Annotated in this window: 25 protein-coding genes and 2 pseudogenes; 5 read left to right on the forward strand and 22 right to left on the reverse strand. The window is 36.1% G+C overall.

Annotated elements, in window-relative coordinates; genetic code table 11:
* Positions 1 to 138: 138 nt before the first annotated feature.
* From ACTDJC_RS17015 to ACTDJC_RS17055, 9 genes are all read right to left on the reverse strand, one after another.
* Positions 139 to 510 carry a GntR family transcriptional regulator gene (locus tag ACTDJC_RS17015; protein ID WP_440604146.1) on the reverse strand — a complete coding sequence of 124 codons (372 nt, stop codon included), beginning with the start codon at positions 508 to 510 and terminating at the stop codon, positions 139 to 141.
* Complete coding sequence (locus ACTDJC_RS17020; RefSeq protein ID WP_440604147.1) at positions 507 to 1,163, reverse strand: ABC-2 transporter permease; 657 nt, start codon at positions 1,161 to 1,163, stop codon at positions 507 to 509. The genes ACTDJC_RS17015 and ACTDJC_RS17020 overlap by 4 nt, the downstream gene beginning before the upstream one ends.
* The gene (locus tag ACTDJC_RS17025) at positions 1,156 to 2,010 is read right to left on the reverse strand and encodes an ABC transporter ATP-binding protein (protein ID WP_440604148.1); all 855 of its coding nucleotides are present in this window, start codon (positions 2,008 to 2,010) and stop codon (positions 1,156 to 1,158) included. The genes ACTDJC_RS17020 and ACTDJC_RS17025 overlap by 8 nt, the downstream gene beginning before the upstream one ends.
* Positions 2,011 to 2,611: 601 nt before the next feature.
* Complete coding sequence (locus ACTDJC_RS17030; protein WP_440604149.1) at positions 2,612 to 2,989, reverse strand: hotdog domain-containing protein; 378 nt, start codon at positions 2,987 to 2,989, stop codon at positions 2,612 to 2,614.
* A gap of 262 nt (positions 2,990 to 3,251) precedes the next feature.
* The gene (locus tag ACTDJC_RS17035; RefSeq protein WP_440604150.1) at positions 3,252 to 3,455 is read right to left on the reverse strand and encodes an MBL fold metallo-hydrolase; all 204 of its coding nucleotides are present in this window, start codon (positions 3,453 to 3,455) and stop codon (positions 3,252 to 3,254) included.
* 551 nt (positions 3,456 to 4,006) lie between these two features.
* A complete protein-coding gene (locus tag ACTDJC_RS17040; protein ID WP_429716423.1) occupies positions 4,007 to 4,756 on the reverse strand; it encodes an ABC transporter permease in 750 nt (249 codons plus the stop codon).
* Positions 4,757 to 5,518, reverse strand: a complete 762-nt coding sequence (locus tag ACTDJC_RS17045) for an ABC transporter ATP-binding protein (protein ID WP_440604151.1) — start codon at positions 5,516 to 5,518, stop codon at positions 4,757 to 4,759.
* Between the two features lie 171 nt (positions 5,519 to 5,689).
* Positions 5,690 to 6,031 carry a DUF1048 domain-containing protein gene (locus tag ACTDJC_RS17050; protein WP_098311161.1) on the reverse strand — a complete coding sequence of 114 codons (342 nt, stop codon included), beginning with the start codon at positions 6,029 to 6,031 and terminating at the stop codon, positions 5,690 to 5,692.
* Positions 6,032 to 6,102: 71 nt separating this feature from the next.
* Entirely contained in the window at positions 6,103 to 6,423 is a 321-nt protein-coding gene (locus ACTDJC_RS17055) for a PadR family transcriptional regulator (RefSeq protein WP_017151750.1), read from the reverse strand.
* A gap of 512 nt (positions 6,424 to 6,935) precedes the next feature.
* Between ACTDJC_RS17055 and ACTDJC_RS17060 the strand changes: the two genes are divergently transcribed.
* Positions 6,936 to 7,226, forward strand: coding sequence for a LysE family translocator (locus tag ACTDJC_RS17060; RefSeq protein WP_375337698.1), 291 nt, complete (start codon positions 6,936 to 6,938; stop codon positions 7,224 to 7,226).
* A 410-nt stretch (positions 7,227 to 7,636) separates the two neighbouring features.
* Here ACTDJC_RS17060 and ACTDJC_RS17065 read toward each other — a convergent pair whose 3' ends face one another.
* From ACTDJC_RS17065 to ACTDJC_RS17080, 4 genes are all read right to left on the reverse strand, one after another.
* A complete protein-coding gene (locus tag ACTDJC_RS17065) occupies positions 7,637 to 8,344 on the reverse strand; it encodes a DNA alkylation repair protein (protein WP_098311159.1) in 708 nt (235 codons plus the stop codon).
* 511 nt (positions 8,345 to 8,855) lie between these two features.
* Positions 8,856 to 9,350 (reverse strand): GNAT family N-acetyltransferase, encoded by a 495-nt coding sequence (locus ACTDJC_RS17070; protein WP_440604152.1) that lies wholly within the window; start codon positions 9,348 to 9,350, stop codon positions 8,856 to 8,858.
* A 178-nt stretch (positions 9,351 to 9,528) separates the two neighbouring features.
* Positions 9,529 to 10,092 carry a GNAT family N-acetyltransferase gene (locus ACTDJC_RS17075; protein ID WP_098311157.1) on the reverse strand — a complete coding sequence of 188 codons (564 nt, stop codon included), beginning with the start codon at positions 10,090 to 10,092 and terminating at the stop codon, positions 9,529 to 9,531.
* Positions 10,093 to 10,106: 14 nt separating this feature from the next.
* Positions 10,107 to 10,490: a VOC family protein gene (locus tag ACTDJC_RS17080; RefSeq protein ID WP_098311156.1), complete on the reverse strand. Its 384-nt coding sequence runs from the start codon at positions 10,488 to 10,490 to the stop codon at positions 10,107 to 10,109.
* 121 nt (positions 10,491 to 10,611) lie between these two features.
* Between ACTDJC_RS17080 and ACTDJC_RS17085 the strand changes: the two genes are divergently transcribed.
* A complete protein-coding gene (locus ACTDJC_RS17085; RefSeq protein ID WP_098311155.1) occupies positions 10,612 to 10,857 on the forward strand; it encodes a DNA alkylation repair protein in 246 nt (81 codons plus the stop codon).
* Positions 10,858 to 11,316: 459 nt separating this feature from the next.
* Here ACTDJC_RS17085 and ACTDJC_RS17090 read toward each other — a convergent pair whose 3' ends face one another.
* The 3 genes from ACTDJC_RS17090 to ACTDJC_RS17100 all read right to left on the reverse strand — a co-directional run bounded on the left by ACTDJC_RS17090 (position 11,317) and on the right by ACTDJC_RS17100 (position 15,123).
* Positions 11,317 to 12,231: a D-alanine--D-alanine ligase gene (locus ACTDJC_RS17090; protein WP_440604153.1), complete on the reverse strand. Its 915-nt coding sequence runs from the start codon at positions 12,229 to 12,231 to the stop codon at positions 11,317 to 11,319.
* A gap of 5 nt (positions 12,232 to 12,236) precedes the next feature.
* On the reverse strand, positions 12,237 to 13,685 hold the full coding sequence (gene pdxR / locus ACTDJC_RS17095) for a MocR-like pyridoxine biosynthesis transcription factor PdxR (protein ID WP_098311153.1): 1,449 nt from the start codon (positions 13,683 to 13,685) through the stop codon (positions 12,237 to 12,239).
* An 808-nt stretch (positions 13,686 to 14,493) separates the two neighbouring features.
* Complete coding sequence (locus ACTDJC_RS17100) at positions 14,494 to 15,123, reverse strand: peptidase inhibitor family I36 protein (RefSeq protein ID WP_440604154.1); 630 nt, start codon at positions 15,121 to 15,123, stop codon at positions 14,494 to 14,496.
* 125 nt (positions 15,124 to 15,248) lie between these two features.
* Here ACTDJC_RS17100 and ACTDJC_RS17105 point away from each other — a divergent pair, with 125 nt between their 5' ends.
* Complete coding sequence (locus tag ACTDJC_RS17105; RefSeq protein WP_098311151.1) at positions 15,249 to 15,860, forward strand: TetR/AcrR family transcriptional regulator; 612 nt, start codon at positions 15,249 to 15,251, stop codon at positions 15,858 to 15,860.
* 60 nt (positions 15,861 to 15,920) lie between these two features.
* Here ACTDJC_RS17105 and ACTDJC_RS17110 read toward each other — a convergent pair whose 3' ends face one another.
* From ACTDJC_RS17110 to ACTDJC_RS17120, 3 genes and pseudogenes are all read right to left on the reverse strand, one after another.
* Positions 15,921 to 16,607 (reverse strand): IS6 family transposase, encoded by a 687-nt coding sequence (locus ACTDJC_RS17110; RefSeq protein WP_440604155.1) that lies wholly within the window; start codon positions 16,605 to 16,607, stop codon positions 15,921 to 15,923.
* A 61-nt stretch (positions 16,608 to 16,668) separates the two neighbouring features.
* Positions 16,669 to 16,827: pseudogene (locus ACTDJC_RS17115) on the reverse strand (IS4 family transposase); the annotation flags it as partial.
* Between the two features lie 157 nt (positions 16,828 to 16,984).
* Complete coding sequence (locus ACTDJC_RS17120; RefSeq protein WP_440604156.1) at positions 16,985 to 17,542, reverse strand: hypothetical protein; 558 nt, start codon at positions 17,540 to 17,542, stop codon at positions 16,985 to 16,987.
* A 306-nt stretch (positions 17,543 to 17,848) separates the two neighbouring features.
* On the opposite strand from ACTDJC_RS17120, the pseudogene ACTDJC_RS17125 reads away from it, so the two are divergent.
* Positions 17,849 to 18,238, forward strand: a pseudogene (locus ACTDJC_RS17125) (DUF6262 family protein); the annotation flags it as partial.
* A 96-nt stretch (positions 18,239 to 18,334) separates the two neighbouring features.
* Here the strand turns inward: ACTDJC_RS17125 and ACTDJC_RS17130 are convergent.
* Positions 18,335 to 18,994: a serine/threonine protein kinase gene (locus ACTDJC_RS17130; RefSeq protein ID WP_440604157.1), complete on the reverse strand. Its 660-nt coding sequence runs from the start codon at positions 18,992 to 18,994 to the stop codon at positions 18,335 to 18,337.
* Positions 18,995 to 19,093: 99 nt separating this feature from the next.
* Positions 19,094 to 19,714 carry a recombinase family protein gene (locus ACTDJC_RS17135; protein WP_440604158.1) on the reverse strand — a complete coding sequence of 207 codons (621 nt, stop codon included), beginning with the start codon at positions 19,712 to 19,714 and terminating at the stop codon, positions 19,094 to 19,096.
* 782 nt (positions 19,715 to 20,496) lie between these two features.
* Here ACTDJC_RS17135 and ACTDJC_RS17140 point away from each other — a divergent pair.
* Entirely contained in the window at positions 20,497 to 20,757 is a 261-nt protein-coding gene (locus ACTDJC_RS17140; RefSeq protein WP_440604159.1) for a chromosome segregation protein SMC, read from the forward strand.
* Between the two features lie 22 nt (positions 20,758 to 20,779).
* Here the strand turns inward: ACTDJC_RS17140 and ACTDJC_RS17145 are convergent, their stop codons facing one another.
* The gene (locus ACTDJC_RS17145) at positions 20,780 to 20,995 is read right to left on the reverse strand and encodes a DUF6366 family protein (protein WP_440604160.1); all 216 of its coding nucleotides are present in this window, start codon (positions 20,993 to 20,995) and stop codon (positions 20,780 to 20,782) included.
* Positions 20,996 to 21,033: the final 38 nt, after the last annotated feature.

The raw sequence follows: 21,033 nt of genomic DNA on the forward strand, positions 1-21,033 counted from the left end.
TTTCTATAACTTCTGTCTCATTTGAGAAAATTCCTTTTTCATTCCTTTGGCTTACACCAACCAAAATTCATCCCCTCCCTACTCATTGGGCTTCACCCTTCTCATTCCTTGAGGAAGGGGAATTCTTTTGGAAGTATGTTAAACTGTATAAGCCTTCTTCAAAAGTTCAATAACTTCTTCTATTGTAAGACCAAAGGATTTGTAGTATGAAATGTCGCTAACCATTTGCTTTATGACCATTTCGTTGCGTATTCGCAGTATCTCATCGGATGAGAGTTCGGTTACAAAGCATCCTTTACCCGTTATTGTGTTTATCAAACCGCATCGTTCGAGTTCTTCCCAAGCTTTCTTTACGGTGATGATACTAACGCGAAGTTCCTTGGCTGCTTGTCGAATTGGTGTTAAACAATAGCCGCCTTCTAATTCGCCTTTCAAAATTTGGGCGCTGATTTGTTCGAAAAGCTGCTGATAAATTGGCTTTTCAGATGTGTTCGAAATTGCTATGTTCATTGTATCTCCACTTGTAGGAATCGCTTATACGCAATTCGATAAGCAATCATGGTGAATGAAATAAATATCACGATTCCTGCAATCAGGATGAATATTTGAAGCGTCATATTGTCAGCACCGCTACCATTGAAAATGTCAGACACAAAAGAATTCTGGATTCCAAGCCATTGTGCAACTCCGGCAAAAACCATGGCAGCTGTAACGGATGCGAAGGTTGCTTCACCATATTTATACGCTGTCTTATAATACATGGAAATAAAGATAATGTTGAAGATTGCGAGCATGACAAAACATAGTCCCCAGAAACCCATGTGCGGTGCGAAGAAATAGTAGGTTTGATTCGGATATAAGCGAATATTAAACATTCCAAAGATAATTGCACTAACAATATGCAATAATTCCAGAATGACAATAACGAACACCCTTGCCTTCACCATGTCTTTTCTGATTACAGGCATCATAGTGGTAAATATTAAATCGTTCTGAATTCTATATCCTGCAAACATAATCGGTATCGTTATCCAGCAAAAATACAGAATGACAATAAAATATAACCAACCGGGAACAAGCATTAATGCACCTGTCAAAACAGGTAATACAAAAAACATGGGATTTAGGCCTAATTTTAAATCCTTCATCACTAAGTTATACATACATATCCTCCTTTCTTGAGAAGTAAATCATGATTTCTTCGAGACTCGGCGTGGTTGCTTTAATATCGGAGGAGGGATCGAAGTCTTTGGAGTGAATCAATCCCGTAAAGCCAAATGAATTTATTTTGTAGGAAATCAACTTTTCTTTCACCTGATTTAGCTGGTTTCCATTACCATTTAGTAGGCGATATGAGGCAATAAATTCATCTTTCTCAGAACTGTTAATAATTTGACCGTTTTCGATAAAGGTAATAAAATCCGCGCATTTCTCCAAGTCGGATGTAATATGAGTAGAGAAAATAATGCTGATCTCGCCATCTATCACGAGCTCTTGAAAAATATCCAACAGATCATCTCTTGCGGCTGGATCGAGTCCGCTTGTCGGTTCGTCTAGGATAAGAAGCTTCGCCCCATAGGATAAGGCAAGGGCCAAACTGTACTTTACCTTCATCCCCGTCGACAATTCAACGATTTTTTTGTTTTCATCCAATTTAAATCTTCGTAAATAGTTGTAATAGGTTTCATCATCCCAATTCGTGTAGAACTTCTTAATCACATTGGTCAACGTCTTCATTTTGCTTCGAGTATAAAAGTCAATGCCGCTAAATGCGTATCCGATTTCCTGTTTCAATTCAATCTCGTGTTCGGCAATGTTCTTGCCTAAAATACGTACCTCGCCGCTATCAAGATGAATCATGTTCAAGATCGATTTAATGGTGGTTGTTTTTCCTGCGCCATTGGCACCGATAAAGCCCATAATATAACCCTTTTCCAGTTGAAACGATACATCCTTCAACTCGAAATTTTGATATTTCTTATTTAAATTTCTAATGTCTAATGCCAGCATACAGAACCTCCTTATTAATTGTGTATACCGTATATGCACAATATATGCCAGAGTACTTATTAAGATGACTATCAAATTTTCCAATATGCACCCATTCTTCATGCCTCACAATAGTAGGGCAAGGATTAATAGATAGAGGCTTACTAAAGAATGGTGAACATAAGCAAGCAGTTATGATAAACAAAAACATATATAAAGAGTATATAATCGTTAGGAAAAACGCTCTTAGGGTCATGGTAGACGGAAAACTAGAAGAAATTATATGTAGGTGATAAAACATTTAAGAAAACAGAAATGGGAGATAGATTCGAAGTCATTAAGTACAAGGGTAAAATTGAAGTTAACCCTAAGTAAGACTATAACGAGTAATATGTGTAGAGTGTTGTTTTGGAATAAAGGTTGTTCAAAAATGTTTTGCAAACCCTAATTTAGTGAGAATCAAAAAGAAACCATTTTGAAATACTATGGTCTTTAAAATTACATAGTAAATCAAAATGGTTTCTTATCCAGCAGGTTTATGTTTCGGTTTTATAAAAAAGTTTGATCATTTTCTGCCTGTGTTACACAATCGCGCCCTTTAGTTGAATAAGTCATATTAAGTTTATAATATCACTCCAGCAAAGTTTCCTCTCAATACTTGTTTCTCATTCTGATTTGTGCATAAGAAAGATGCCATAATGGCCGTTCTATTATTATCTTGCTTTTCAAACTTCTCAATTGTTACTTCGCAAAATATTATATCTCCCGTAAAAACAGGTCTTAAAAACTCAAAATTCATACTACGAGCCAGTACGTTATGATCTCCACCTACTTTTGTTGGTAGAGTTGCCGTTAATAATCCTTGAATTACAAGTCTTCCCTGTTCATCTGGGGTTCTATGATGAATCCCTTCATCTCCTGAAATCTCTGTAAATAATTCAACATCCTTTACTGAAAAAGTCCGTTCAAACGAAATTATATCTCCTACTTTTAATGGCATATAAATCTCCCCCGGAATTTTTTACTTTTAGGCTGGGCTTTTAGTTAGATGAGAAAATCTTGAGGTTTCCAATCTTTCGGCTTTATGTTCCTATTCATCCATTTCTTTTGTGGTGCTTGGTATGGGTGATGGCGATTAAATGATTATTCTGCCAGCCTGCTGCTCCGGAACGAATCATTTAATCGAGCAGGATACAGGCTGTTCTAACCATTCTGCACTACAAGCTTCGTGGTCACAAGAATTAATTAAATTGGCTTCCCATTTATGAGTAGCAATCGAAACACCATAATTTTTTTTGAAGATAAAAATTGCCTCTTACATGGTCACTATGATAGTGCGTGTTCACAATAAGGTGTAATTCTTCTGGTAAAACACCTACTTCTTTAATTAATCGCTCTGTATCTTTCGCATCACTCCCAAAACCAGTATCAATAAGGTTCGGGAGCTGTTCCTTAATAAGGATCATGTTTGCACTTGGAAATTTTCTTTCAAAGAAAATAATACTGCTTTTTTTTCATTAGCTCTTCCTCCAACACATTCAATGACTAAACAATTTTGATCAATTCCATTATCATAGCTAAATTCAACGTTATATTTAAATATTCCTTCTTTGACTAACATGACCGTTAGTTAAAGTGAAAATCTTCACAATTTCTTTACCTTTACCGATTTTCTAAATGTTGCTTTAAAATAAAGTTTGATCAAAAACACCTCACAAACCCGTATTTTACGGTAAATGAGAAGAATCCATTTTGAAAAAAAGTTTTATCAAGACCTAAATTTTAAAAAACAAATAAATTTAAGGACATTACATATTTTATATGACTAATATGTAATGTTCTTTCTTATTCCACAATCGCGCCCGATTGTGGAATAACATGAAGTTGTTATATCGACAATAGTTACCTTGAGAACATGACAAATAATTAAAGCACGGAAAATTTTTCCGTGCTTTTCCAAACATATATTTTATTTCGGAAGATTTAGTTGCCACGAGACACCGAACCGATGGTGTACTTATCCTAACTGGCGTTTAAATGCTTTATTAGCGAAGAAGTAAGCGATGACCATGATGCCGACACACCAAGCAAGTGCGATCCAGATACCGTTGCCAACAGACCCTTCATACAAGAGGGCACGAATCGCATTCACGATTGAAGTTACGGGCTGGTTCTCAGCGAACGCACGGACAATTTTAGGCATGGTTTCGGTGGGGACAAAGGCCGAACTGATAAACGGCAGGAAAATCAGCGGGTACGAGTAGGCTGTCGCCCCTTCCATAGATCCCGCTGTCAATCCGGGAATGACTGCCAGCCATGTCAGCGCCAGCGTAAACAGCCCGAGTATCCCAGCTACCGCGAGCCAATCTAGGATATCAGCGCTGGAACGGAAGCCCATCAAGAGCGCGACGAGGATAACCACCACGATAGTAAGCGCATTGGAAACAAGCGAGGTCAATACATGAGCCCACAATACCGACGAGCGCTTGATGGGCATGGTAATGAAACGCGCCATCAGTCCGCTCTTTACATCCGTAAACAGCCGCACGGAAGTGTAAGCGACGCCGGATGCGATAGCCATCAGCAAGATTCCCGGCAATAAATAATTGACGTAGTTGTCCGTGCCTGTCTCTATGGCGCCGCCAAATACGTAGACAAACAGCAACATCATCATAATCGGTGTAATCGCCACTGTGATAATCGTATCCGGGCTGCGCATGATGTTGCGCATTAAACGCCCTAGTAATACCCCTGTTTTGCTTTTCATTTACATCTCCTCCTTTTTGCCGATGATCGCGAGAAAAATTTCCTCTAATGTCGGTTGCTTCTCGATGTACTCCACTTTCGCTGGCGGGAACATCTCTTTGAGTTCGGTAAGGGTACCGGTCGTGATGATTTTTCCGTCATGCAGGATGGCGATACGGTCTGCCAGTTGTTCGGCTTCCTCCAGGTACTGGGTTGTCAGCAAGATGGTTGTGCCGCCGCCGGCAAGCTCCTTGACGGTATCCCAGACTTCAATCCGTGCTTCGGGGTCAAGCCCTGTCGTCGGTTCGTCGAGAAAAATGACTGCTGGCGTCCCGATCAGGCTCATGGCGATGTCAAGCCGGCGCTTCATCCCGCCGGAATACTGGTCTGCCCGGCGGTTGGCCGCGTCGGTCAGGCTGAATCTTGCAAGCAGATTGTCGGCGACTTGATCGGGATTGGAAACTCCACGCAACTTGGCGATCATCATCAGGTTTTCCCGCCCGGTGAGCATGCCGTCTAAAGCTGCGAACTGCCCTGTCAGGCTGATGCTCTGGCGAACATGATCCGGTTGACGCTGGACATCAAAGCCGCAAATACCTACTTCGCCGCCATCGGGCTTCATCAGCGTCGAGAGGATGTTGATCGTCGTCGTCTTGCCCGCTCCATTTGAGCCCAGCAGTGCGAAAATTTCGCCACGCCGTACCTCAAAATCCACCCCCTTTAAGACTTCCTTGTCTTTAAAAGATTTTTTTAACCCTTTTACAGAAATCGCTGTATTGCTCATACTTTTTTCCTCCTTATAAAAAGCGCTTTGCGGAGCTAGATTGCCTATACTCTTCTATTTAGTCTCACTGATAATCTGTATTACTTAGTACCGGGTTAAAAATATAACTGAATAGCGATGGCAGCAATTCACATTTGTAACCAGCTAATCAGTCGGTATTATTTATTAAATTTATTCTTTTCTCAATCGCTTCATGATACTCTGATTCAAATCTTCACGATACTTGGAGACATAGGTTTTAGCGTTTGCCACTAGTTCGTCAGCAAAGGACGCCACGTCGTCCCCAGTGATTTCCAGCACTTGTCTACCTTCCGCCGCACCGGCTTCGAACAAATCGATTAATTCATACTGTATGTGTAGCATATCCATCCCGTTGCCCGCTGAGAAATTCCACATGTAGTTTTGAATTTTCTTAAATACAAACTGGTAGTCCTCTGGCAGGGCTCCAACCCGTGCCATCATCATTTTGTACTCTTTTTTATCACCAATCATTTTTTTGAACATTTCCATCATGCTATTTTTCCTCCTTTTTTATAAAGCTGAATAAGACACTCCAAAAATATCAGACAGAATATCTTATGAAGCTAGATTGACTTTAAGACGTTTATTTTTGATGATACAAAATCCCATTTTTTCCAAAACAATTCAAGTTCCTGGCGGCCAGCCTCATTAAGTGAGTAAAACTTGCGGGGCGGCCCCATATCTGACGGTTTCTTTTCTATATTCACAAGTTTTTTCTTTTCTAATCGCACGAGGATGGTATAGACCGTCCCTTCCACGACTTCGGTAAACCCAAGCTCGTTCAGGTGGCGGGTAATCTCGTAGCCATAGGTTTCATGGCGGCTGATGATTTCCAGCACACAACCTTCCAGCGAACCCTTCAGCATTTCAGTTAAATTTTCCATGTTCAGATCCTCCTCTACCTCCTCTATTCTGTCTGACTTATATTCAGTATTACAGAGTACTAAGGGGCATTTTTACTGAATAACTTTCGAGAAAATAATCTATTCAGTATTACTTATTACAAGTACATTGTATCACCGAGTAGCTGGAGTGTCAACTGGATTTTCTAAATATTTTTAAAACCAGCTATCCCCATTGGATACAGCTGATTTTCTTTATGGAGCTTTACTTTCTCCTATGCTTCTTTCACAATGGCATCACTTCGTACTACTATATAGTATTACGAAGTAGTTAATGTGTGAAATATTTTTTTAAAAGTTATAATTAAACGAACTAAATTGTTAAATATATATAAGGGCAATTAGAACCAAATTAAAAAGCCTGTCTAAATGATTATTTGGTGTTGCGCTTAAAATTTATCATGACCTAAATCGTAAAGATTCATAAAGAATAAGGAGTGACACATATTAGTCAGGTATAATATCTACCACCCCTTTTACTTCTTTTTCCACATATCCAGAAAGTTACCAGTGTTGAAAATCAAAATAATTCTGAAATGAAAAAGTCAGCTTTTAAACAAGGACTCTTCTCAAATGTACTCAATCCCAAGGTTGCAATGTTCTTCTTAACATTTTTACGCCCATTTATAAAAACAGGAGCAGCGGCAACACAACAACTTATTATAATGGGTGTTATTTATACAGTGCTATCTATCACTTGGTTTTTTGTTTACGTCTTTTTCATTAACTATTTGCGTGAATGGCTTATGTTTCCGAAAGTCCAAGTCCAATTAGGTGTAAAATGACAATAAAGTTTTTTAATTTTAAAAGCTCAAACAAGCATAACCCCGTTCTAAGTTTAGGACGGGGTTAAAAATATAGTTGTTTAATTTTTGATGCAAGATACTTCACTACACTAAAAAATATAACAATAAAGTCGTTTAAAAATCTAAGTTTTATTCAAAAAAAGCGCCCTTTTCTGGAATAAAGGAATAGATGTATTTATACAAAGATTGAATATTTTACAGGATTTCCGAATCCTAATTTTTCAGCTAATTTCTTTCGAAATCATAACAGCTGGAGTGAACTCCAAGTCAATGGTATTTATAAAGTTATGAGCTAAATTCTCCTTCACCCTTCTGCCCGTTAGTTCAGTAACTTCAACAAAAAGAGTGTCAATCCGTCTTGGATCAACACCCCAATACTAAGCTAATTTTTAACATCTTACATATTTACGTTTGAAACCAAGCCTCTCTCTATCAATTTCTTTATGAATACTTTCGTAAGCATTTAGGAAACTGCTTTTTTTCTTGTCCCGTTTTACTTCTACTGTACCTACTTCCTTTGCGGTCTCGACTGCCTTTTCATGTAGCGGCAAATATGAAATCCCCACGGTGTATAGAAAATTATTCATAGCGGATTTCGTTCGTTCTGGCGAATCATGAATCGTATTTTTCACAATTTCAAGCATATTGGAAATCTTGCTTTCGGAAAATTCATTGTCTAGGCGATTCCCTAAAAGCCAACAGTAGCAACTCCAGCCCGCTGACATTCTCAGCTCGTCACCGCTTGCAATCCATTTATCAGCAACGTCTTGTGCAAAATCTGACTCTGATAAAGTTACTGCCACCACAAAATCAGACAGCATATAAAAATACGCCCCATCCATCCAACGATCAAAATCCGACTCACTCATAGCTTTTGGGTTTGCAATAATGCCTGCAAAGTACATTGCATCGTAGTTACCTGTGGAATAAAGCTCTTCAGCTAAACGTTGATTTATTTTTATTTTCTTTGCGATTGGTTTCATAGCACCTGTAGCTACGCCAAAAAGCGGCTCGTGCGCACCATTGGATATGTACATTTTTTTAGTTCGTTCCTTACCGAGGGCTTCAAGCTCCTGCATAACTGTTTCGAAATCCATAGTTTTGCACTTCCTTCCTTAATATTAAGACCCTTTTAATTGTAACCAACTAGTTTATATTCTTTATCAAGTCTTCCATACTTCTCAATTTTACCATTAATCTTATTCAGGTAGGATGTCTACTGTCTATAATTCCTCAACAATTCGGCCCGATTGTTGAATAGAATGACTCGCATTTTTTAAAACAACTTTATTATTTTTTAAACGACTTTATTGTAAATTAAACAACTTTTTTGTCACTTTACATTAAGATAAGACAACAGGTCTTATCCTAATTGGATTTGGACTAAAGCTAGCATTAGATAAACAACATTAAACAAATTAAAAAACATTGGGATACCATCTCAATGTTTTTTAATTCCTTGTTAAACTAACCTGCCCGTTACTTTAAGTACATTCCTTCACAATCTTTTTTATATAATTTAACCTAAATACACAATTTTCTTTTTTAGGGTTATTCCACAATCTGGCCCGATTATTGAACAAAGAAATACTCTATATTGTCTTTGAGTTAGGAAACAATGTATTTATAAAATTTTTTGTCCACTTGCATGATAGGGAAATTGGTAGGTAACTTGTTAAGTTCTATATTTTCGAAACGATGTTTTTCATAAAACCTATGGGCTGCTACAAATTTCAATGTCGTTCCTAAATATATTTCTTTCACTTCTTTTGTTTTCGCCCATGCAATTGCATTATGTAATAAAAGACTGGCCGTTTGAAATGTCTTTCCTCTAAAGTTCTTTTTTACAAACATTTTTCTTAATGCTACTTGATGATTGCCAATATCTAAAAGAGCGATAGTACCTACAACTTTTCCTTTATAAAGTGCGATCCAAAAGTTACCGCTTCCGGATTGGTAAACACTTTCTATCCTAACTAAATCAGGTTGGTCCTCTTTTGAAATAGGAATATTATATTCATCTTGTTGGATGGAGAGAATTAAATCTAAAATTTGAGATTGATAATCAGAAGAATATTCTTTCAAGGTAAGGTTATCGTTCATATATAACACCGTCCAATATAGTTGTAGATTTAAAATAAAGTTCGATAATTTATAAAAAAGTCTGATCATCTATAATAAAGATTGATAATTTGTAAAAAATTTTGATAAAAAGATATATTTTGTAAGACCTAAAACTAAAGGTTTAGGTCTTATATTGTCTTTATTCATATTCATGTAATTAACGTACTTTTTGAAGTAATGTTGCCCATTCTTCCTGCAGCAACGAATACATAATCGCATCGTGCGCGACATCATTTTGAATCATATATTTTCGAAGCAACCCCTCTTCCGTAAAGCCTGCTTTTTGTAATAATTTACGAGATGATTCATTTTCCGGGTATACAACAGCTGAAATCCGCTTAAAGTAAAGTGTTTCAAACCCATATGTAAGAATAGCTTGTAATGCTTCTGTCGCATATCCCTTTCCCCAATATGTTTCATCTAATTCATATCCGATTTCAGCACGTTTATGCTTGTGATTAATTAAATGAAATCCGCACGAGCCAATTAATTGATCTGTTCCTTTTAATACGATCCCCCAACGAAATGCAGATCCCTCTTCATACCTTTCTCTAAAATTCCGAATGACGTTTTTTACTTCTTCTATATTTTGAAATGCATCCATCCCAAAATAACGAATAACAGGTTCTTTAACAAAATAACGAAACATCGCATCTGCATCTACTAATGTTAATTCCCTTAATTGCAAACGATCTGTTTCTAAAATAGGAAACTTTCTCATTCTCTCCCGCTCCTTTAGTCTAATGAACTGCAAATTTCAATATAATTTCCATCCGGATCAGAAACGTAGGAAACTGTTTGTCCCCATGGTTTTGTAACCGGCTCTACTAACACCTTTACTCCGTGTTCTTTTAAGTTATGTATTGTTTCTGTAACATCATCGACAACAAATCCAATCTCAAATGTAGATGATTCCGATAACGTCTTCGGAATTGATAAACCAGTTAACTCTTGAACATCATTTCTACTATTGATTGCCAAAATTGTAGAACCTGTATCAAATTCAACATATGTACCGTGCTCACTCTTTATCGGTAGCTGTAATATATCACGATAAAAACGGATGCATTCCTCATATTGCTGTGCATATAAAATGATGTATTTCATTTGAAGTTTCACATTCTTCTCCTCCCTTACATTCTTACTATTTTGACAAAAAATGCAGAAATCCTTTATAGAGTTTTTCCTTATGAATAAACTCCGCCATATCAACAAATGCTAACAATGGAGGTGTGTTGATATGGAACCAATGCTTTGTCCAAATTGTAAAACAAACCGAACAAGATTTAATATCATTGAGCAAACAGCAAAACCAGTAAAATTAAATCCACAAACTGGTCAAATCGAGGAAGAATATACAAATGAAAATATGAGTGCATTTCATATGGCCTACCAAGGTCCTACATATCGCGTACAATGCGCTGCGTGCGGATTAATCGAAAACCCGGAACAATTTATTAAACCAGCGCAAAATCAATCTTTTTAGTTTTTAAAACGAAAAAGTTGCTTGTAAAATAAGCAACTTTTTTCATTTTCGAAGAAGTTCGCTTTATCCCGCTATTCGTGGGCAGTAACCCCCCTAATACTCTGGAACAAAGTTTGATCAAACATACTAATTGAACGAGGCTTTTACAATAAACAAAAAGGAATCCATTTTGAAAAAAAGATTGGTCAAAATGAATTCCTCACATCACACTATGATGTATTATTTATAAAAAAGTTTGATTAAAACTCCTAGCTGCAATTGCTGGAAAAACACGCGCTATTTGGCTATTTATTGATCATACAGCTATCATGCGTTGTATACGACATAGTGTTCTTTGTCCAAAATCATATTTTCCAATACTATTAAAATACCAGAAAGACTAGAACAGTTATGCTCCCACTAGGTCTAAAGCTCCTGAATCAACAATAAGTTTTAACACTACAGTTAATTATGTTTCTATTAAAAGCCTTCGTTTTTCCTAACCCGTAAGGATGTTTCAATAATCATATCCAATAGCTTACTATAGGTGATTCCCACCGCATGAGCACTTTTTGGCAGTAAGCTATTTTTTGTCATCCCCGGCAATGTATTCACTTCCATCACATATGGGATTCCATCTTTTATAATCATATCAACCCTAGCATAAACACTGCATTTTAATGCTCTATAGCACGCCATTGCAGCCTCAGCGACACGCTTTTGCGTTGTGACCGGAAGTTCTACAATCTCTTCAATCGTAGCCGCATCATCATATTTCGCATGATAGTCAAAGAACTCGGCCGTATGTTGAATTGAAATAATCGGTAAAAGTTTTCCATCCAAAATGGAACATGTAATTTCTTCGCCCTTTATATATTTTTCAATTACGATTTCAGAATCCCATTTCAATACATCCTCAAGCGAGGATAGTAAAGAATCCTTATCGTATACGATCTTTACCCCTACACTGGAACCACCCGAATTAGGTTTTACCACTAACGGATACCCCATTTTTTCGATTTCATCAAGCTGAAGTTCTTCCATATTCGAAAGATGTACCCAATCCGGGGTTTGAATTCCTTCATAACGAATCAATTTTTTCGACATATTTTTATCCATACAAATACCGCTTGATAACATGACACTTCCGGTATAGGGAACGCCAAGAGTTTCTAATGTACCTTGAATCGTACCGTCCTCCCCATATTCTCCGTGAAGCGCTAACAAGGCAATATCAATATTCCTTACCTTTTCAATAAGCTCTTTTTTGTCATTTAGTTGAATAGGCACAATTTCGTACTTACTTTTATCCAAATGTGCAATCATTTCTTCCCCAGTCATAAGGGATACTTGTTTTTCGGAGGACACGCCTCCCATAATTACGCCAACTCTCACTTTTTTCAACTCCCACTTTCATTTTTCAGTGTATCTCCAATTATCTTAATTCCCTTAAGAATATCCGCTTCTTTTAATCGAGAGAATCCTAATCGAAACGTATTACTTCCTCTTCCATCCGTGTAAAAGACGTCCCCAGGAGAAAAAACGACTCCCTCTTGATAGCATTTTTTCAAAAGTGTACGCGAATTCATTCCTTTTTCTAACTCTATAAAAAGATGGAGTCCCCCATCTCCAGTCATTCTTTGAAAAGGAATGTATTGATGACAAGCATGAACAGCTAGTTCATATTTTTTCTTATAAACTGACTTGGCCTTTTTTAAATATTTTTCGAAATAACCATCATGCAAATATTGATAAAGCACTGCCTGATCCAGTGTAGATGTATGAATCGTTCTTGCCCTTTTCACACTTTCCAAGCAATGAATTAATTCTTTATCTGCTAAAATCCAACCAACACGTAATCCTGGAAAAAGAATTTTTGAAAAGCTGCTGATATAGATAACATTGTTGCCGGACCCGGCGAATGTTAATAGGGGTGCTAGATGAGAACCCGAATAACGCAATTCCTCATTAAATCCATCCTCCACGATAGGGATCCCATATTTCGAAAAAAGGTTCATGATTTCAGTCCTTTTTTCTGAGGATGTGACAATTCCAGTCGGATTATGATAAGACGGGATTAGATATGCGAAATCAAAATCCATTTCGGATAAACTTTTCTCAACTTGATCAATATCAATACCATCATCCTTCATTTCAATCCCATGCACATCAAGTCCATGTAATCGAAACAGTTTTAAGGCAGCATGATGGGTCGGATTTTCACATATAATACGACCGGATTTTTTCGCTAAAGAAGACAATAAAATATCCAGCCCTTCGGTGAAACCATTCGTAATCAAAATATCCTTATTGGAAATATCTACCCCTTTCATTTCCATATAGTGAAGAAGGTAATCAATGAGAGGTTTATAACCTTTTGCATATCCGTAGTTCAAAACGATATCCCCTTCAATAGACATTCGATTCAGAAAAGCTCTTTTAAAATTTTCAACATCAAAAAGCTTTTCGTCTGGGGCAATACTATTGAATGAAATCATGCCTTTTTCCCAGCGAACACCGTGCTTCATTAAATCCAATTCATCAGCTAACAAGGTAACTTCATTGACTTTTTCTTTCCAGTTTAGTTCGATGGATGGAGTTTTGGATGTTTTAACTTTTCCTATAAAATTTCCTTTTCCCTTTATTGCATAGATTAAACCTTCTTGTTCTAAATCTGCGTAAGCAGTGAGAACAGTATTTCTGCTGACCGATAATAATTTACTAAGTTCTCGGGTAGATGGAAGCTTCTGGTGTTCCAGCAGATGTCCTTTCATAATCATTTTTTTCAAATAATCCTTTAATTGAATATAAAACGGACGATCATCCACAAGTTTAAAATCATTAAACACTCCCTTGACCCCCTTGCTATCATTTTTGCATAACTATATCTATCCTAAAAGGTCCACAACATATGTATTTTCTTTAACCAGCGGTATGGTTTTAGGCACCATTCATACAACTTTGTGATGAAGAATGTTGCAAATTTAAATTCACTTCACCCTCTTATCCAATAATAATTAAGCTTTTTTAATGTAGTGTAGTGCTATCCGAAGGAGAAGTAAAAATCCCTCTTAGTAATAGTACTATTTTTATACCGTAAACAGTTGTTTTATATCTTTTAAAACACTTACAGGAAATTAGTATTTTTTAAGTCTTAATGCAGCTTTGAAATAAAATTTGATTGAAATAATTGTTGCTTTAAAATAAAGTTTGTTCAAAAACACCTCATAAACCAGCATTTTAGGATAAATAAAAGAATCCATTTTGAAAAAAGATTGATCAAAATGGATTCTTCTCTTACAGATTTATGTTTAGTTTTTATAAAAAATTAAGACAAATATTGTAAATAAACTTAACCCAAAACGTTTAAGTATTGCTGTTTTGGTAATTTGTTTTTGGTTTGGCTTTTGGATATACGGAATCGCTATACGAAAAGGAAAATAAAAGTACCATTTAAAATCACCAAAAACGAAGGTTTATGGTCCTTAACATAACTTAATTTCAATATAAAAAAACAATCTCTTATGTTGTTTGATTCTCGATCCAACAACCGTTTCAATGACCTTAAAGTAAAATATTTGGACCTGAGAAAGTCTCTCACGATTTTCGTAGAAGTTTCCTCAGGTCCGTCATACTTCCTGCGGTTAGTCCTTCAGTTTAATTAGTGAAGAAGATGGAAGACGCTTTATCGTTCCAAGTTGACCCAACATAGCTGACATTGATACCGGATTGCACCCAAAATCTTGATCCACTGTAGTTAATATCCCAACACATAACCGTCCAGTTATGATTGTAACCTGCCTTTAATGAAGAGATTCTATCATTCCAATATGAGCCCACCCGGCTAATATTACTAGAAGTTCCGAAGGAATTTCCTCGATAGTAAGAATGCTCATAAAAATACGAATTATAGTAAACGACTTGAGTTGTAATTGTATCGCTCTTAATGGCCTTTTTACGTTCAGCAACAGCTTTCTGCAAATGAGCATTTAAGTGATCTTGACTTGTAAACCCATAGACTACTCCATTTGCCTTTGCTGAGTCATCGAAAACAAACTGGGTTACGTTCTTTACATGCGGATCGTCTTGTGTATACTTAACACCATCAATCATAACGGGCAAGTCTTTTAATTGGACCATATTCTGTGTTGAAGGCGTTTGTTTTGAAACTGAGGTTGGTGTCGTAGCAGCCTCCGCTTTAGATTGCGGAAAAAATGCAAAAACCATTGAAAAACATAAAATAAACGGTAACAACCATTTTTTTATAATTCCTTGAGATAACGTCATTCAACCATCTCCTTTATAAGTGTTAATTTTTTTAATACCAACTAGTCAGTATTAAACAATTTATTATATGATGAAGAATGTGTTAAAATTAATAAAATATTCAGTTTATTAAAAAGGAGGTTTCTATGGGAATTTATCATCAGAAACAATCAGAAAACACCATCAACAAATTAATGCAATCAGGAATTGAATTGTTTTCTAAACAAGGCTATTCTAGGACAAGCGTTGATCAGATTGTAAAACATGCGGGTTACTCTAAAGGTGCTTTCTATGTTCATTTTTCCAATAAAGAGGAATTTTTGTTGAAACTAATAAAAGAAGGAATTGATTTTTATTTTGAAGATTTAAAGGAAATTCTTAATCAAAAAGAGTGTGATATGCTAAATAAATTTAAAGAATACTCTATGCGTTTGGTAAATGAAGCTTATGAAAAAGGATCTTCTCCCATGCTTCTCCAAGGATGTATGATATCTAATCAATTACCTCTAATAAAAGAAAGGCTTATTCTCCAGATGGAAGAATGGAGATCATTCCTTACACATTTTTTTCAGAGAATGAAAGACGAAGGTATAATCGGAAGTCCATTAGATGCCAGAACTTTAGCAACAGCAGGCATGGCTATTTTTAATGGATTTAATTTGCAACATTTTGTAGACAATCGAATTCCAATACAGGACATGCTAAATGTTTTTGTTGAACTCCTTCAAATCCAAGAACCGAATAAAAAAGATGAATAAGAGGGTTCTGTTGCAAAGTTTCTCAAGAGATAAACAGAGGCATGAATATATGAGGAAATATTATGAGACTACTAGTAATTGCTGTAATTCATGATATACCGAAAAGGCGGAGTCTGTTTGAAGACTTCGCCTTTGTTTGTATAGGGCATGAACGGTTTCGATTCCTTTTATCGTACGTGAAGCATAACGAATACTTTGAAATCCTGTGGATTTGGCAAAACAACGCTTCACCTGTCGATAATCCTGTTCTATAAGATTGTTCAGGTATTTAATTGTACAATGAGTAGTGTGTTTACAGAAGCCTTTTTCCCGTAATTTCTTAAACGCACAAAGTAATGCGGGCGCCTTATCTGTAGTGAGAACCGTTGGTTCTCCAAACATTTTCACTAGTCTTTTCATAAAAGCATAAGCGGCCTGATGATCTCGCTTTTTACGAAGTTGAATATCCAATGTGTGCCCTTCTATATCAATCGCACGATATAAATAACACCATTTCCCTTTGACTTTTATATAGGTTTCATCTAGTTTCCAAGACAAGTGGGTGTTTTTCGTTTTCTTCTTCCAAATTTGATAAATCAAGCTCCCATATTCATGAACCCAACGCATAATGGTTGTGGGATGAACCGAAACACCACGTTCTTTCAGAATTTCAGAGACATCACGATAGCTTAAAGCAAAACGGCAATAGTAGCCGACGGCTACCAAAATAATATCTCGTTCGAACTGTTTCCCTTTAAAATATCGCATTTGTGATTCTCCTCGTTCCTTTTTTCAAGAGTGTAGCTTCATTTAGAAAACTTTGCAACAGAACCCAAATACATATAGTAGCTAAGTCTGAGCCAGAAAGCTTACGTTTTCTCTTTATAAATCCAATTTCTCTTGCAAGTTCTTCTAAGAATACAGGTGTAACATATCGTTGTAATTCTTCCGCAAATGATTGTAATTCATCTTGAATCGAAAAATGCATAAGAAAACGTCATCCTTTCTAATTTAGTTTATTTAGAAAGGATAACGTTTTTTGGTATTTGAGGGTATTAAAATCTCTTAAGCTGATGGGCATGTATGGTGAGACCTATTACCCCTTATTAGTTGAATGATTGTATGTATAATTACAAGTTACTCTATTACTTTGTATGTTCTTCCATTTTCTTATCAAGTGCTTTGGCGTAGGCATCTTTGGTTTCCTGATTTAACTTATAAATTGCTTCTCTCCACTGTTCTCCATCTACACCTGACATATGTGGAGAACTTTTTAATACAGCTACTTGAATCTTCTGTCCATCTTCTTTATCAGCGTCTTTTATTAACTTTGTTCCTTTTCTTGCATCTGTTATCCCTTCTTGTACGAGTTTATGAATGTCTTTGTATTTATCAGGTACTCTTATGTTCTCCATGCGGTCTAAGGCTTCATCCATATCGTTTGCTGTTTTAAATACATCATTATATTTCTTATTATCCTTTGAAGCTTCTCCTAGTTTTAACAATATTTCATCCTTCTTGAATTGAAACTCTACCATCTGTTCACAAATATAATAGGGATACTGTTTTTCTGATAGAACTACTTTCATTTTTGTTTTGCTAACAGTTTCAGTCTTCTTTTCTTCTGTATTGTCTTTAGAACACCCTACCCCTGCTACTAACATAAGTGGAAATGCTAAACATATTAGTTTCTTTGCCTTCATACCTCATACCCCTTTTGAAAATAATTGTAAGTAATTAACATATGAAACCATAACATAAATTATATAAATATGATATACAAATTTTCCATCCTTAAGAGAAATTTTGAGTGTTTTAATAATATGAAAACATGTATTAGGGGTACCGCCACATTGCTATCAAGCTAAGATTTTAAAGTACCACCAAAACGAAAATTTTGTGGTTTTTATAGCACCGAAATTCATTTTTATCTTTTTGCGGCAATTCGTTCTGTTAAGTTGATGGGCATGGGGTCCCACCCACATTTTAACGAAAACATACGCTAAGCAAATTTCGACCGTGAAGAGCAACTAAGGCAGCTACACGAAAAAAGGAAACAGACAACTATAGCTAAGGTTGAGGAAGCTATAAAACGTCTAACCAAGAGCTCTAAAGCAATTAACTTCAATAGTGTGACAGAAGAAGCCGGAGTGAGTAAAGCCACACTGTATAACCATACAGAGCTCAAAGAACGCATCAATTTCTTGCGAAATCAACAAGAAAAAGCATTTGTGGACTCTAGGATTAAACGGGACGAGAACAATCAAAATGCCGTCATCGCTTCTCTTAAAAGAAGAATTGAAAAGTTAGAGAAAAAGAATAAAGAGCTTGAAGAAGAAAATAAGCAATTGCGTGAAAAAGAAAATGAAAAGCTTACTGATTACTTCATGAAGTTATAAAATTAGGACCGTACATATTAGACATATCTAAAATGTACGGTCCTTTTGTTTACTAGTGGTTCACTTATCTAACCTAAAGATAAGTATGTGGTCCTTTTACAATTTGAATTTCTTTTTAAGCTTCTTATATTTTCTATATGAACGTCTAACAATGTTTAACATGAAATACGGTATTTTAACAGGGAAAGGCAATTTATAAATGAAAGGCAAATAAAATGTAAAATATGCCTTTTCTAGGTCTCTCCACTTACTATCTTCTTTTGTTTTTAAGAAATCAGATACATCGACTACATATCCTCTTCCGTTTTCCATCATCACATTTTTCCCGTGAACATCACAAGGAGTTAATCCTTGTTCCCTTGCATACTCTAAAGCTTCATTGATATCAAGGATTACCTGCTTAGGAATTTTAATCCCCTTATGAATAGCATCGTATAAGGTAATTTCTTTTAAACGTTTCAATACTATGAAATTTTCTCCTTTATATATAAGCTTCGAATAAGAAGGATGTTTTCCGATTCTTCGGTATACTTCTGACTCTTTTTCAATTCCTTCTCCTTCTCGCACGTAAACTTTCACTACCCAATCTTTGTATTCTTTGTGCATAAATACTGCGGCATAATTACCTGTCCCTAAACACTTCCAAAGTCTAGGAATATCTTTAACTACTACAGGCTCGAATTCATCCTCACTTCTTATGCTTACCTCTTTTAATAATTCGTCCTTTATCAATCCCACAAAACTATTTATACTCATCATTTCCACTCCGGTTTTGCTAAAAGGGGTCCCACCCACATTTTAACGAATGTTGGTGCTACCTCAATTACTATCTTAACAAATTAAAATTTTGTCTCTCTATTCTTTCATTCTTTCCTCATACTGTTTGGCAAGTTTATAAAATGAAGATCGTTTGATGTCATACTTTTTCATAGCTCCTACTGCTGTAATTGAACCGGATTTCCATTCCTTATAAGCTTCAATAAATTTTTCTGTTATTTCGACAGGAGGACGTCCTAAATGTTTACCTTGTTTTCTGGCAAGAGCAATTCCTTCAGCTTGACGTTGTTTAATATCGATTCGCTCTTTTTCTGCAAAGGCTGATAATATTGTAAGTGTTGCTTTTTGAATTGCGCTCTGAATGACGTCATTTGTACTTTCACCAGTGTAATTGACGTTAATATACGGTTCCTTTATAAATTGTAAATTCACTTTATGCTTTTCATAGTATCTAAATTCTTCTAATGTATCATTCATATTTCTTCCAAGTCTTGTTAAGGAATCAAACACAATGGTATCCCCTGTACGAACGAGACGTTTTAACATTTGGTAGTTCTCTCGCTCCATATTTTTTCCAGATTTTTTATCAATGAAAATATCTCGATCTTCTATTCCTAAATCTTTCATATTCTGAATTTGTCGTTCTTCGTTTTGATCTTTACTCGAAACTCGGACATATCCAAATTTTTTATGCTTCATATGCTATACCTCATTGGTAATTATACCAATTATGTCTGTAAAGGTATATAAAATAAACAGATGTCTGTAAAGTGAGAAATCGATATTTACAGACGTGGTTTTTTATAGTTTTCTATGTATCTGTAAAGGTATACGTTTATAAACGGTGGTGTTTATGGAAACCATCGATTATCAAAAGGGCGGTACTGTGGCGAGGCAATATAGCCCCCTGCTGGAATGGTAGGATAATAGGCTGGTGTATGTGCTACCACATACCATATAGCCACACATACAGCATGAGTAATAGCGAGGAAAGTAGGTGGTGCTGGGGCGAGGCACGAGGGAATGGCAACGACTCAGTGAAGTGAGATAAGAAGAAAGAACAATAAGCAAACAACCAATGAATAAGTAATGAATGAGATCAGCAAGGACAGTTGCAAGGACGTTATGCGGTGACGTTGCGACGCCTTTATTTTTTATATTTAGATACCCCTATATACAAGGGCAGGGGTCTGTATATGGGCTGTCTAGTGGTTACAAAATATACGGGATGGACTGGAAAGTATGGATGGTAGATAATGGAATACCCTGTGGGCGGATTCTAGGCAATTAACTTTTGATTCATGACCAACCACCTTACTTTCTTTGCTGTATCGCAATCTAGGAAAGGGGTGTCCTCACTGTTTGTACTGATCTGTATATTAGAAAACGGTCAGAAAAAATTGAGCGGTTTTTCTAGAAACCTTTTTGGCACAATCGGTGCTGATATAATGGTTATAAAATATTTTGGGAGGTCTTGCTGCATGGCAACAGAAAGAGAACTTGAGTTAGCGAAACAGATACTAAACAAGGTAACAGAAATGGAGAAGAAGGTAACGAAATTAGGGGATAGTGTAAAAGGATTAAAGAATGAAACCTTAGAAGTACATACAGGATTACAAACTACATTTGAAAATGGGTTTCGTGATGTGCGTAAAGGATTAAATGAACTCATCGGAATAAATAAGAACAGGAAATCTGCAAGGGAGATAGTTGAGGGAATCACTGGGAAGGATTCTAAATAAAGGACTTCAAAAAGAAGTCTTCTTACTTAAAGAATATTGATGCTACAACAAAACCTATAATAATTACAAGTATTAAAATACCCATACCTTTCCAACCTAAACTACTTGTTAAATCGGTAAGGTTCCCATGTTCAGCTTTATTAAATGCGTCATTCATATTTCCAGTTGGATTTCGTTTTAATTCTTCTTGTCTTAGTTTTTCTCTTGTTCTTTCAGGAGTTTCTTTGTCTTTACTCATTTTAATACCTCCTATTTCTATAATTCTAACATTCCTTT

The organism is Bacillus sp. GB_SG_008, assembly GCF_052038115.1.
Classification (GTDB): domain Bacteria; phylum Bacillota; class Bacilli; order Bacillales; family Bacillaceae_G; genus Bacillus_A; species Bacillus_A rhizoplanae.

Excerpts from the sequence above, each read along its gene's own strand:
- ACTDJC_RS17070 (WP_440604152.1), bottom strand. The coding sequence starts at position 9,350 with ATGAACGATAACCTTACCTTGAAAGAATATTCTTCTGATTATCAATCT.
- ACTDJC_RS17040 (WP_429716423.1), bottom strand. The coding sequence starts at position 4,756 with ATGAAAAGCAAAACAGGGGTATTACTAGGGCGTTTAATGCGCAACATC.
- ACTDJC_RS17085 (WP_098311155.1), top strand. The coding sequence starts at position 10,612 with ATGGAACCAATGCTTTGTCCAAATTGTAAAACAAACCGAACAAGATTT.
- ACTDJC_RS17065 (WP_098311159.1), bottom strand. The coding sequence starts at position 8,344 with ATGGATTTCGAAACAGTTATGCAGGAGCTTGAAGCCCTCGGTAAGGAA.
- ACTDJC_RS17110 (WP_440604155.1), bottom strand. The coding sequence starts at position 16,607 with ATGCGATATTTTAAAGGGAAACAGTTCGAACGAGATATTATTTTGGTA.
- ACTDJC_RS17100 (WP_440604154.1), bottom strand. The coding sequence starts at position 15,123 with ATGACGTTATCTCAAGGAATTATAAAAAAATGGTTGTTACCGTTTATT.
- ACTDJC_RS17045 (WP_440604151.1), bottom strand. The coding sequence starts at position 5,518 with ATGAGCAATACAGCGATTTCTGTAAAAGGGTTAAAAAAATCTTTTAAA.
- ACTDJC_RS17145 (WP_440604160.1), bottom strand. The coding sequence starts at position 20,995 with ATGAGTAAAGACAAAGAAACTCCTGAAAGAACAAGAGAAAAACTAAGA.
- ACTDJC_RS17055 (WP_017151750.1), bottom strand. The coding sequence starts at position 6,423 with ATGGAAAATTTAACTGAAATGCTGAAGGGTTCGCTGGAAGGTTGTGTG.
- ACTDJC_RS17130 (WP_440604157.1), bottom strand. The coding sequence starts at position 18,994 with ATGAGTATAAATAGTTTTGTGGGATTGATAAAGGACGAATTATTAAAA.
- ACTDJC_RS17135 (WP_440604158.1), bottom strand. The coding sequence starts at position 19,714 with ATGAAGCATAAAAAATTTGGATATGTCCGAGTTTCGAGTAAAGATCAA.
- ACTDJC_RS17140 (WP_440604159.1), top strand. The coding sequence starts at position 20,497 with ATGGCAACAGAAAGAGAACTTGAGTTAGCGAAACAGATACTAAACAAG.
- ACTDJC_RS17015 (WP_440604146.1), bottom strand. The coding sequence starts at position 510 with ATGAACATAGCAATTTCGAACACATCTGAAAAGCCAATTTATCAGCAG.
- ACTDJC_RS17105 (WP_098311151.1), top strand. The coding sequence starts at position 15,249 with ATGGGAATTTATCATCAGAAACAATCAGAAAACACCATCAACAAATTA.
- ACTDJC_RS17120 (WP_440604156.1), bottom strand. The coding sequence starts at position 17,542 with ATGAAGGCAAAGAAACTAATATGTTTAGCATTTCCACTTATGTTAGTA.
- ACTDJC_RS17030 (WP_440604149.1), bottom strand. The coding sequence starts at position 2,989 with ATGCCATTAAAAGTAGGAGATATAATTTCGTTTGAACGGACTTTTTCA.
- ACTDJC_RS17035 (WP_440604150.1), bottom strand. The coding sequence starts at position 3,455 with ATGATCCTTATTAAGGAACAGCTCCCGAACCTTATTGATACTGGTTTT.
- ACTDJC_RS17020 (WP_440604147.1), bottom strand. The coding sequence starts at position 1,163 with ATGTATAACTTAGTGATGAAGGATTTAAAATTAGGCCTAAATCCCATG.
- ACTDJC_RS17050 (WP_098311161.1), bottom strand. The coding sequence starts at position 6,031 with ATGATGGAAATGTTCAAAAAAATGATTGGTGATAAAAAAGAGTACAAA.
- ACTDJC_RS17075 (WP_098311157.1), bottom strand. The coding sequence starts at position 10,092 with ATGAGAAAGTTTCCTATTTTAGAAACAGATCGTTTGCAATTAAGGGAA.
- ACTDJC_RS17025 (WP_440604148.1), bottom strand. The coding sequence starts at position 2,010 with ATGCTGGCATTAGACATTAGAAATTTAAATAAGAAATATCAAAATTTC.